This window comes from Marinobacter alexandrii, from assembly GCA_039984955.1.
Lineage (GTDB): Bacteria > Bacteroidota > Bacteroidia > Cytophagales > Cyclobacteriaceae > Ekhidna.
This window is the reverse complement of record JBDWTN010000005.1, coordinates 150725-162576: the sequence shown is the minus strand read 5'-3', so window position 1 is coordinate 162576 and position 11852 is coordinate 150725. Positions and strand designations below refer to the sequence as shown.

The following is an 11852-nucleotide window of genomic DNA, read 5'->3' as shown; positions in this document are numbered from 1 at the left end:
GTTCAAAGACGAACCAACCAATTTATACTGGACATATTATTGATTCAGTCCTACTAAATACCCAATTGAGAAGTTTGATTGAGTGTCAAAGATGTATGAGTAAGTAGGTTCTAAATGCAAGGCATTATAAATCACTTTACCTGCCTTAAGTTTCTCATTGTCAGAAGTGTATAAATCAGGAGATTTTAATACATGGTATCTTTCGCTCGAATTTTCAATATCAACTTTGGCCATCTCATAAATTATACCTCCTAGCATGAAGCATAGATTTCTTTTTCTTTTAGGTATTTCAAGAATGGCATCCCTTACTTGTCTAAATACAGTTGTGTCTTGGATGTCATTTAGGAAGTATTTAGAACCGTGGGTTTCAATGCTAAGAGTATCTTGGTTTTCAACCCAAGAAAATTTTGTGTTACCAGACCCAATGTCAACGAGAAAAGACTCTTCTAAAAATTCTTTTGGGATGGTAGCGGCCATAGCTAATTGAGCCTCTTTTTCAAGACTTACCGAGACTAATGGGAGATTATTTTTAGTCATCTTTGTTTCCAAACCTGTTATGTCTTCCGTCTTGACTACACTTGAACTAACTATTAGGTAAATGTTTTCAAGCTCAACACCATAATCTATGATTTCAGTTTGAAAACTTATGATGTTGCTTATTACTTCTTTCGAAGTATTAGCTCCGTAGATAATATTACTCCTACCATAATTTGATTTTTTCAATTCCCACCTTCCATTATCATCGATGTTGACGATAAAATAGTTGAGTCCCAAAGAGCCCAATTCAATAACTGCTTTTAATTGACCATTTACGGGTTTTTGAGGTTGATAGTCAAAAGATTTCTTTACTTCTTTGGCAAGAGGTAATGAACTTTTATTTTCTGACTTTTTCGACTCAGGATTACACCCAATAATCGAAAGAGAAATGAAACACATAAAGGCAAATAGTTTCATCTTGCTATTCTAATTAGGTTAAGCTAATTCTCGTAAATCTACAGGAACTACCTTAGAAACACCTTGTTCCTGCATGGTTACTCCGTAAATCACATCTGTACTAGCCATTGTGCGCTTATTATGCGTTACAATGATAAACTGAGATTCTTTTGAAAACTTTCTAATAATCTCGTTGAATTTATCAATGTTAGCATCATCCAAAGGTGCATCAACTTCATCAAAAATGCAGAAGGGTGCGGGCTTAATCAGATAAATGGAAAACAGAAGTGAGGTTGCTGTGAGTGTTTTTTCTCCCCCAGAAAGTTGATTGATCGTCAATGGTCTTTTTCCTTTAGGTTTCGCTATAATATCAATGGTACTTTCTAGAGGTTGATCAGGATTTGTAAGGATTAAATCACAATCATCTTCCTCGGTGAAAAGTGTTCTAAATACTTTGATGAAGTTGTCTTTGATATTCTGAAAAGCTTCCATGAATGTCTCTTTTGCTACTTCGTCTATTTCACTAATTGTAGTTAGAAGCGATTCCTTGGCTTTTAGGAGGTCTTCTTTTTGATCAATAATAAAGGTATGTCGTTCTTTTATTTCTTCAAAAGCCTCCATGGCCATTGGGTTGATAGGACCAATATTATCAAGTCTATTTCTCAGTTTCTCTACCTTCGTCTTTAGCTCTTCTTCGGTAAACTTTTTGTAGTCTTCAATATTTTCTTCTTTAACATCTTCCAAGCTAATATTGAATTCTACTGAAAGCCTGTCCTTTACTGAATTTAAGCCAATCTTCGCATCATTTAGCTTATTCTGCCATTCCATTAAAGCGTGATCTATTCCTTCACGCTTACGCTGAGTTTCGCGTAGATTTTTCTCTTCTTCATCGATCAAGCCTCTGGCTTCATAGTATTCTTTTTCAGCCTCATTTACTCCACCTTCCAGCGATTTCTTTTCTTCATACATAGCGATGAGTTCATCGTCGCTGGCCGTACTTTTCTTGACTAGTTCATTGAGGTTTGAACCTGCTGAATCAAGTTCTTCTTTGTTTTTTTCTATTCTACCCAGAGACGCTTCATACGACTCTTCTTTAAAAGAAATTTCCTGTAGAATGCTGTGAAGTTTATTTTGTCTCTGGTGAAAAACTACGTTTTCTTCATTATAGACTACCGACTTTACATCAAGCGCTTCTTGAAGCGAGATTGCTTCTTCTTTCTTTGCCTCCAAACTATTTTCCAGGTCGGACAGATCACTTTGTTCTTTCTCAGCTTTTGGTCTTAAGATTTCCAGCGCTTTTTCCAGTTCGATTATTTGTTGCTGGATATCTTCTCTGCGATTCTTGTTAGAAGTAAGGAGTTCTATAAACTGCTCTTGTTTAGTTTTTACAGATACTTCAATTTCTTTAATTCTTGAGAGCTCGTCTTTCACCTCTTCAAGGATAGAAGTTTTGGAAGACAACTTTAATTCCTCCAATTGAGATTTAAATCTATTGGATGCTTGTTCAGTAGCTGATTGTTGCTTTTTTAAGTCTTTTATTTCTGTCTCAAGCTTTTCAAGGTTCTTAGCTCTACCAATTCGTTTACCTTCAAAAAGGCCAATAGAACCGCCTGATATGCTATAACGTCTGAAAGTGATCTTGCCCTCTTTATCTAGAAGGATAACTTTTTCACTTTCGGGAGCAGAGGGGTTTGTGGTGATGAAAACATTCCAAAGTAAATGTTTTATAAGGCTTTCATATTTTTCATCGAATTCAATAACGTCCAATGCAGGTAGGCTTCCTTTGGGAACGTCAATGCTTTCAGAACTGTAATTATCAAGGTAGCTTAGAATGAAAAAATGAGCCTTTCCTCGAGTAGATTCACTTAAAAGATTCACTGCATTGAGCGCATCATCTTTTGAATCCACGATGTAATAATTCATATAGGGCTCCAAGAAATTTTCTATTGAAACACGATATTCCTCAGGACAACTTATAATGTCAGAGAGGAGTGGGGCATCCTTCCACTGAGAATTCTTTTTCAAGAATTTAATCGCTTCAGGAAATCCTTCTAAATTATCTACCAGGGATTTGGTAAGGCTAAACTCATTTTGTTTAGCATCCAGGGTACGATTAATTTTTGTTAACTCTTCTCTTTTTTTACTTATCGTTTCTTCAACACTTTCAATTTGATCTTTGAGACTTTCTTCAGCGCTTTTTAGTTGATCATAATTTTCCTGTTTTCCACCTCTTTCTTGTTCAATTTCTGCAAGTCGATTTTTGAATTCCTCAAGATTGGCACTCTTCTCACTAGAATCTTCACTTGTTTTACTCAGCTCACTCATCATAGATCGAAGCTGAATATCCTTAATTTCAATGTCCTTATTTATCTGGAATTGATTATCCTTCTTTTCTGAGAAATATTGATTAAGCGAGCTAAGTTTTTCTTGAGCCTCTGTTGTAAGTTCTTTTTGAGACTCATAGTCTGCTTTAAATTTCTCTACTTTGGAAAGAAGCTCCGTTACTTCTTTTTCAGCATCTTTTGCTTCTGACCTCAACCCTTCTAAAGAAACAGCTGCTCTTTCGCTACTCTGTTTATCATGGCTTATTTGTTCTTTTAAAGTCTCTATTTTATCGTTTAAAAACTTCTGGCGTTCATTTTTAATCTTTTTATCAGACTCGTACTGTCTAATACTACTTACATGCTCATTTAACGTTTTTTGACGTGAGGAGAGAAGTTTCTCTTTATTAATTAGCTCTGATTTAGCCTTCTCAATTGCCGCTTCTTTTTCACTGACTAGGGTGTTTAGTGACGTTCTTTTATCGTTTTCCTCCTGAATCTGTTGTTGAATAGTATCAAAGTTCTCTTGCTGGTTATTCATCGCCTTCTTTGCTAAGGCTATACTTGAGTTCTTGTATTCATCTTTAAGCTCGTAGTATCTCTTAGCTTGACCGGCTTGACGTTCTAACGACTTAAGATTTTTTTCTATTTCAAATAGTAAATCCTCAACTCTTTCGAGATCAGCATCTGTATCGCCTAACTTTTTAAGCGTTTCTTTTTTTCGAACTTTGAATTTTGATATTCCAGCTGCTTCTTCAAAAAGTGATCTTCTTGAGTTATCCTTATCATTTAGAATATCATCAACCATTTTTAGTTCGATGATAGCATAGCTATTTGTTGCAATTCCTGTATCTAAAAAGAGATTGGTTATATCCTTAAGTCTACATGTAACACCATTCAATAAATATTCACTTTCACCGGAGCGGTAATACCTTCTGGTAATTGTTATCTGCGAATACTCTGTCGGAATCAGATTCTTAGTATTGTCAAATGTCAGTGAAACTTCGGCTAGCTGGGTTGCTTTTCTTGCTTTGGTTCCATTGAAAATTACATTCTCCATTTTGTCAGATCTCAGCACTCTTGATCTTTGCTCACCAAGTACCCATCTGATTGAATCAACTACATTTGATTTTCCGCACCCATTGGGGCCAACAATGCCTGTTATGCCTTCATCAAAATTGATAACAACACGGTCAGCAAAACTCTTAAAACCCTTTATTTCTAACTTCGTTAACTGCATGCAAGAGAAATCGATAAATAATGGTGAAGCCGACAAAAATATAAGATTCAGGCCCAACTCGTTAATTCATCAGGTAATTTGTTTACCCTATTTATCCACCATTTTTCCCCAGTGCCTAGCATTTGATGAATAGATGAAAAATTCATGTAATTATTTGAAAGATTTATCGAATGATAGAGGAGTATTTCAAATGTTCGTTGCATTATTGTAAAATAGCTTATTGCTATTCGTAGAATAACATAACATTTTGATAAAAGTCACTTATTTTTATTTGACTTAGGCAGCAGCAAGTAAACCAATATGACAAAGCCAACCATTCTGTACGTAGATGATGATCAGTTCAATATCACTTTATTTGAATTTACATTTAAGAACGAATTTGAAATTCTTAATGCTACTTCAGGTACAGAAGCATTAGACCTTATTAAAGGACATGATGAAATTGCAGCTGTGGTAAGTGACGTGAGAATGCCTGAAATGGATGGTATTCAATTTATTACCAAGGTGAAAGAAACACGTGAGAATCTACCCTGCTTTTTATTGACAGGGTATGGTGGGGCTCAAGAAGTAGTGGATGCAATAGATCAGAACCTTATTGTGGGTTATTTCAGTAAGCCTTTTGATAAGGAGAACATCATTACTACGCTGAAGTCGACTATCAACGATTAGTTTAGGCACTTTTATCCTTTCTTCTTTCTAACTTAGCTATATGGATGATTTTAATTTCTGGTGGTATATCATAGCAGCTGTTATTTACTTCTTCACTCGTAAAAAGAAGAAAAAGGATCAACCTAACTCAAGGCCTGGTTCTGAAAAAAATCCTCCATCAACTCAGCCAAAATCATTTGAAGATTTATTAAAAGAAATAACTGAAGGTCGTTCTGTTGAAGATGAAGAGGATCTAATCATAAAACAAGAGCCTGTTGTTATAGAGGATACTCAAGAAGCGGAAAGTATTAGCTTAGAAGGAGAAAGAAGATCTTTTGCTGATGCTGAAAGTAGAAAGGTCTACGAGGATTCGATTAAAATGGCAGAAGGAGCTGACTTAACTTTTGAAAGAGACGAGCATTTTGCTACTTCTAGTCTTTTTAAAGGTTCAAAAGATGGAGAGGAAGAGGAGTGGTCAATTGCTGATGAAATTCGAGATGGACTTAATTCGTCCGAAGCTAAAAAAGCAGTAATCTACAGCGAAATACTTACCAGAAAATATTAGCTTTCTTTTAGCTTAAAGGCATGGGGGAGTAAATCATCAGATTGATAAATACTGAAATCGCCACCTTCACAATAGCTCCTTATTTCCGGATTTCCAAACTCGTTAATTACTTGTCGGCAAGCTCCACATGGTGGAGTTGGGGTAGGTGTGGGAGTAAATACTATGATCTTGTCAATCTCAATCGTTCCTTCTGCATTTATCGCGTTAGATATTGCATTTCGTTCCGCGCAGGTAGTTAGTCCATATGAAGCGTTTTCCACATTACAACCGGTGTAAATATTTCCAGTAGAGGTAATTAGCACACAACCAACTTTGAATTTGCTGTAGGGTGCATAGGCATTTGCAGAAGCTTTAATTGCCTTTTCCTTCAATTCTTCTAATGACATTCTCAACATTAATCAATTTACCAGAATAGATTACAAAAATTCCTTTTTTAAAACTTGTTTAATGCTAATTTTAGTGGAATGAAACACTTACCGATTATCACACTTTTCTTATTTGCATGGGGTTGTACCTCAGGAGTCAAGCAAAATATTGTTGATGCGAATGATTTAGAAGTATTGACTGACATACAAAAGACTCAATGGGTCAAAGCATATTTGGAACAAGATACGGTTTTGCTTGACAAACTACTTCATGAGCATTTTCAGCTGATCGATGATAATGGAGATCGCTATACAAAGCAAGATGAATTGAGCTATGTTGGAAAGTATGGGCCTTCATACAACTCATTAGAATTTCAAATTCTTGAGGTAGATATCGTTGAGATTGGTTCTGCTGTAGTACTTGCTAAAGGAACAATGAAGGGTTTAGAGGGGGATGAGGCATATATTACAACCTATACATCTAGTACATCATTTGTTAAAATAGATAAACAGTGGAAAGCTCTGAATAGTCATGTTAGCGGTGTGAAGGAAGAAAGGTTCCCAATGGCTCCTTCTGATTAATACTGTAGCGTTAAGAGTAAATTTATTTTTCCTAATCTCTTGATTAAATTGTTATTACCTAATCACGACAAGTAGCATGTTTGATCCAGAAAATCTCGACGTTAATTCTCAAATGATCCTTGAATATTTATTGAAAGAGAAAGACCTAAGTGTTTTTTGTAAAGATGTCAACTCAAGATTTTTTAATTGCAATAATTCTTTTTTAAGAGATTGTGGAGTTGAGTCTTTGACACAATTGATTGGGAAGACAGATTATGATCTTTCATGGACAAAAGAGGAAGCCGCTTCTTTTCGTCTGGCTGATATAGAGGTTATCTCCAACGATATTTTTAAAATTGGAATAGTAGAGGAACAGACCGATTCTAGTATGAAAAAAAGATGGATTGAGACTTGTAAGTTTCCTCTAAAGGGAGAGCACGGTAAGGTAGTTGGATTAATAGGTTTTTATACGGAACGATTTTATTAATCACTATTCTTGTTAATCCACTATTTCTTAAGCATAAAAAAAGCCATAAATGAATTATGGCTTTTTTATATATCGAGGTTTCTTATCTGTTTTTTAGATCTGTGTAATCTCTCTCGTTTTTTCCAATGTAGACTTGTCTAGGACGACCGATAGGCTCTGCCATCTCACGCATCTCTTTCCACTGAGCAATCCATCCTGGAAGCCTTCCTAGTGCAAACATTACAGTAAACATATCGGTAGGAATACCTAAAGCCCGGTAAATAATACCTGAGTAGAAGTCCACATTTGGATATAGCTTTCTTTCAACGAAATAGTCATCTCGTAGTGCTTCTTCCTCAAGACCTTTTGCTATGTCTAATATTGGATCTACAACTCCAAGTTTTTCTAATACATCGTCCGCGGCTTTTTTAATAATCTTAGCTCTTGGATCAAAGTTCTTGTATACTCTGTGACCAAATCCCATCAACCTGAAAGGATCATCCTTATCTTTTGCCTTAGCCATCCATTTTTTAGTGTCTCCGCCATCAGCTTTGATGTTTTCCAGCATTTCTATGACGGCCTGATTGGCACCACCATGCAGTGGCCCCCAAAGTGCATTGATACCGGCAGAAATTGAAGCCCAAAGGCTTGCTTGACTGGAGCCCACAATTCTTACAGTAGAAGCTGAGCAGTTTTGCTCGTGATCAGCATGAAGAATTAGCAGTTTGTCAAGTGCTTTAGCAACAACTGGATCTACTTCATAATCATCAGCAGGTAGAGCAAACATCATATTGAGGAAGTTTCCACAATAATCCTTTTTGTTATTAGGATAGATTACAGGATGACCTACTTTTTTCTTATATGCCCAAGCAGCAAACGTTGGCATTTTGGCAAGTAGTCGAATGATTCCTAACTCTGTCTCTTCTTTTGATCTATTCGGATCGAGGCTATTCGGATAAAAAGCAGTTTGTGCAGTGATCAATGAGGAAAGTACTCCCATTGGATGGGCAGCAGAGGGGAAGCCATCCAAGATCTTTTTAATATCCTCATTAACCAAAGTGTGATGTGTAATATCACCAGCAAAATTATCTAATGTCGCTTTGGAAGGTAGGTCACCATAAATCAACAAATAGGCAACTTCGAGGAATGTAGAGTTATCGGCCAACTGCTCTATTGGATACCCACGATATCTTAAGATTCCTTTCTCTCCATCAAGGAATGTAATGGCACTTTCACAAGAACCAGTATTCTTAAAACCTCTATCTAAAGTAATTACACCAGATTGACCTCTGAAAGCGCTGATATCAATCGCTTTTTCCTGTTCCGTACCTTCAGTTACAGGAAGCTCATAAGTCTGTCCATCAATGATAATTTGGGCCGTTTTTGACATGCTTTTAATTCTTGTTTGCTGATTTTAAAATTTCCACGAAAATAACGATTTAAATCCAGATTTTGAAGGTTTAGTTACCATTCAAAATCAAAGGAAGTCCATCATCTCCGCCACCAATTACAATAACTTTTGAATTAGGGGAATTAGCAATTTCCATTGTTGCTTCAATTCCTCTCATTCTTAATAACTCAGGAGTCAAGCTACTGTTTATAATTTTATTTGCTGTAGCCTCACCTTCAGCCGCGATTCGTTTTCTTTCGGCTTCACTTTTTTCTTTATCTAACCTGAATTGGTAGGCAAGTGCCTCTTGTTCTTGTTTCAATTTATTTTCAATAGCAGTTTTGATTTGCTCAGGAAGTTTAATTGATCTGATAAGCAAGCTTTTCATCTCAACTTCATTTCCAGCAGCTCCCAATACGACCCGAGTTTCTTCTTTTATGGATGCCTCTACTTCTGGTCTTTTGGTTGAATAAATTTCCTCTGCGGTGTAACGACCCATCACTTGACGCACGGTAGATCTTGCCTCTGGTATAACCAGACGTTGAATATAGTCTCCTCTGAAATTCTCCTGAATAGTACCTATGGCATCATACTTAGGATGGAATCGGATGGTAATATCCACACTAATACTCAAGCCATTCTTGTCCAATACGTCCATTGTCTCTTCAATCTTACTTTCAGAAACTTCATACTTATAAATATCATTCCAAGGTGCTTTCATGTGCCAACCAGGACCAATGATATTTTCTTTTTCAAGTGTTCCACTCAAAGCTTTGAATAGTACGGCTCTTTCTGACGCTTCTATTCTATAAAAAATACGATTAAACGCTGAAATTAATACAATGAAAGCAATGATCCCGATAATCACAAACGGGAGGTATCTTCTATTATCCATATCTTCTTTTTAGGATTGGTTAAAACACAAATGTAACGCCCTAAACCTGCATGTGGTTCAGTCTTTTGGTTTGAGTACGATTTTATCTGAAGAATTCTTTATTAGACTATGATTCATAATCATTTTTCTAAACTGACCATTTGCATACATCTTAGCCTGGTCTGCATAATATGGGCTAAAATAATTGCCCGATTGGCCCGTAGGCAGAATGCTCCAGCTATTGTTTCTAATATTTGAGAAATCTACAATCCTCCGAGTTGAAGGGCCGAAAAGGATTGTTTGCTCTGAGCCTTCATCATAGGTGTAACCTAGATTGTTAAGCACTTCATTTGCCCCAGAAATTGAAAAGTCACCCACATTTAAAAAAGATAATACATCTCCTGTTGCATGTTTATGTTTCAGTTTGTGAGCATCTCCCCATTTCCATTGAGTAAAATCTTGCCCCCAAAAGCTGGATAAATCTTTAATGGTTTGTTCAAAAGCTACTTGTATGATTTCAGTTCTGCTTTCAATCTGCTCTGTACTCACATCATCCCACCATTTTGATGAATTATTTTTTATCAGAAGCTCAGCTGATACTTTGTAGGTATGCGTTTTCTTATACATAGGCCATAGTTCTTCCCCAATCTCATCTTTCTTAGCTGCTTTTAGTATTTCATTGACCCATCTTTGAAAGATTAGCGGTCTAAAATCATCTTTGTGAAAGGTGAATCTCCACTTCAAAAGTTCTCTTAGTAAATCACCTCTTTCTGTATCCTTAATGGCTTGAAGCAGTATTCCTTTAATAGCTTCTTGCATCATGGATTTATCATCCAAAAGCATCCCTTGAATTTCTTTGACATCAATCTCTGAAGACTGATCAAGGATTTCTTTAATTCGCTCTCCTCGATCATCTGGTAAATAATAGCCGGAATAGGCAATGCCATTAACTGAGTCTGGTTGATTATTCGCACTATGAACATATCCCCATGTAGGATTAATGGCATGAGGGTTTTCGGTAAAAGAATACGCGCTATCCGGGTCATCCAAACCAGAAGACCCGTCATAAAAGGTCTTACTTGTTTGTTCATCTCGTCGTTTTATTAGTTTACCTACTGCCCACCAAGCTACATTTCCACTTGAGTCTCCATACATAATGTTCAATCCAGGACCATGAATAATAGATGAGGCATCTTCTACTTGATCAATGCTACGAGCAGTTACTAGTCCATAGGTAGCTTCGACCATATAGTTTGAGTGGTTAGAGGTTACCCAATACATAGTCACTAAATCATCCAATGGATCTTCTTTTATGATATCTGAGACAACTGGTCCATGTGTTGTAGACCGAATGGAAAAAGTAATTGGCTCTTCGTCTTTTACTTTGATGACTTCTTCATATGTGTTGATTTCTTTCCATTGATCTTTGTGTCGATACATCATTGAATCATCTGGATGAATTTCTTCAACGTAAAAATCCATATCATCATTTTCAAACATGGTAATTCCGATTGCCTGACTTTCTGAATGCATGAGTAGGGGAAAAGGCGCTCCTGGAATATGATAGCCATAATATTCGTTCTCTGAAGAGATAAGGTGCGCTTCGTACCACACTGATGGCTGGGAGAAGGCAATATGAGGATCATTGGAAAGAATGACTTCTCCGCTTTTAGTCTTACTTCCTGATAGGACCCAGCTATTACTTCCTATAAACTCCGGAACATTAAATTTTTCAAGCATAGCTATGGTGTTTTTAGCGTGCTTGCTGTAGCGATCATCATGTGAACGAAGGACGGATTCTCCTTCATAGTGATAAATGTTCAGGTCATTCAAGTAGCTAGAGTCTAGTTTGCTGGATAGTTCTGTGAGAACAGGATCAGTGATGTAAGCATTTGAGAAGCTGAAAGACATGTAGGTTAGCGTTTCAAATACATTTTGAATCTCGAAAGGATCTATGTCCAAACCTAGAATGATGTATTCGAGTGGTTTTGGATTATTTCCGATGTAGTTATTGATACCTTCTATATAGGCTTTTACTAATGGTAAGCTTTGATGGTTTCTTTTAATATAGGTTTCTGCAGATTCTTTTGAGTATCGACTCAATCCCATGGTTCTGAGGAACTTGTCGGTTTCTATCATATCAGACCCAAAGAGTTCGGATAGTCGACCACTACCTACATGCCTTAGTAAGTCCATTTGCCAGAGCCTTTCTTTGGCATGAATGTATCCAAGGGATCTATAAGCATCTGATTCATTTTGAGCATAGATATGTGGAATACCATATTCTGTGAAAAATACTTCCGTATCTTTTGTTAAACCAGCAAGGGAATTCTCTCCACTGTAAGAAGGAGTGAGGCTTGATTTTATGTAAAAAACATATGATACGATACCAATGACGGCAAGGAGTAGAATAGCGCCGATTATCTTAATAATTTTCATTGACTGAATTTTGAAGCAAAATGAAAAAGCCATCTCAAATTGAGATGGCT

Annotated in this window: 10 protein-coding genes; 4 read left to right on the top strand and 6 right to left on the bottom strand. The window is 36.5% G+C overall.

Features of this window, described 5'->3' with window-relative positions; all coding sequences use genetic code 11:
• Positions 1-36: 36 nt before the first annotated feature.
• Positions 37-954, bottom strand: coding sequence for a hypothetical protein (locus ABJQ32_01540; GenBank protein MEP5288300.1), 918 nt, complete (start codon positions 952-954; stop codon positions 37-39).
• Positions 955-972: 18 nt separating this feature from the next.
• On the bottom strand, positions 973-4494 hold the full coding sequence (gene smc / locus ABJQ32_01535) for a chromosome segregation protein SMC (GenBank protein ID MEP5288299.1): 3522 nt from the start codon (positions 4492-4494) through the stop codon (positions 973-975).
• A 300-nt stretch (positions 4495-4794) separates the two neighbouring features.
• Here smc and ABJQ32_01530 point away from each other — a divergent pair, with 300 nt between their 5' ends.
• Both ABJQ32_01530 and ABJQ32_01525 read left to right on the top strand, forming a co-directional pair.
• On the top strand, positions 4795-5163 hold the full coding sequence (locus ABJQ32_01530) for a response regulator (GenBank protein MEP5288298.1): 369 nt from the start codon (positions 4795-4797) through the stop codon (positions 5161-5163).
• 40 nt (positions 5164-5203) lie between these two features.
• Positions 5204-5707, top strand: coding sequence for a hypothetical protein (locus ABJQ32_01525; protein ID MEP5288297.1), 504 nt, complete (start codon positions 5204-5206; stop codon positions 5705-5707).
• Here the strand turns inward: ABJQ32_01525 and ABJQ32_01520 are convergent.
• Positions 5704-6093 carry a cytidine deaminase gene (locus ABJQ32_01520; GenBank protein ID MEP5288296.1) on the bottom strand — a complete coding sequence of 130 codons (390 nt, stop codon included), beginning with the start codon at positions 6091-6093 and terminating at the stop codon, positions 5704-5706. The two genes, ABJQ32_01525 and ABJQ32_01520, sit on opposite strands and share 4 nt — an antisense overlap.
• A gap of 78 nt (positions 6094-6171) precedes the next feature.
• On the opposite strand from ABJQ32_01520, the gene ABJQ32_01515 reads away from it, so the two are divergent.
• Together ABJQ32_01515 and ABJQ32_01510 are read left to right on the top strand one after the other, a co-directional pair.
• Entirely contained in the window at positions 6172-6654 is a 483-nt protein-coding gene (locus ABJQ32_01515; protein MEP5288295.1) for a nuclear transport factor 2 family protein, read from the top strand.
• Positions 6655-6730: 76 nt separating this feature from the next.
• Positions 6731-7120 (top strand): PAS domain-containing protein, encoded by a 390-nt coding sequence (locus ABJQ32_01510; GenBank protein MEP5288294.1) that lies wholly within the window; start codon positions 6731-6733, stop codon positions 7118-7120.
• An 82-nt stretch (positions 7121-7202) separates the two neighbouring features.
• On the opposite strand, the gene ABJQ32_01505 is transcribed toward ABJQ32_01510, so the two are convergent.
• From ABJQ32_01505 to ABJQ32_01495, 3 genes are all read right to left on the bottom strand, one after another.
• Positions 7203-8489, bottom strand: a complete 1287-nt coding sequence (locus ABJQ32_01505) for a citrate synthase (GenBank protein ID MEP5288293.1) — start codon at positions 8487-8489, stop codon at positions 7203-7205.
• A gap of 70 nt (positions 8490-8559) precedes the next feature.
• On the bottom strand, positions 8560-9384 hold the full coding sequence (locus tag ABJQ32_01500) for a prohibitin family protein (GenBank protein ID MEP5288292.1): 825 nt from the start codon (positions 9382-9384) through the stop codon (positions 8560-8562).
• Positions 9385-9441: 57 nt separating this feature from the next.
• On the bottom strand, positions 9442-11802 hold the full coding sequence (locus ABJQ32_01495) for a penicillin acylase family protein (GenBank protein ID MEP5288291.1): 2361 nt from the start codon (positions 11800-11802) through the stop codon (positions 9442-9444).
• Positions 11803-11852 lie beyond the last annotated feature (50 nt).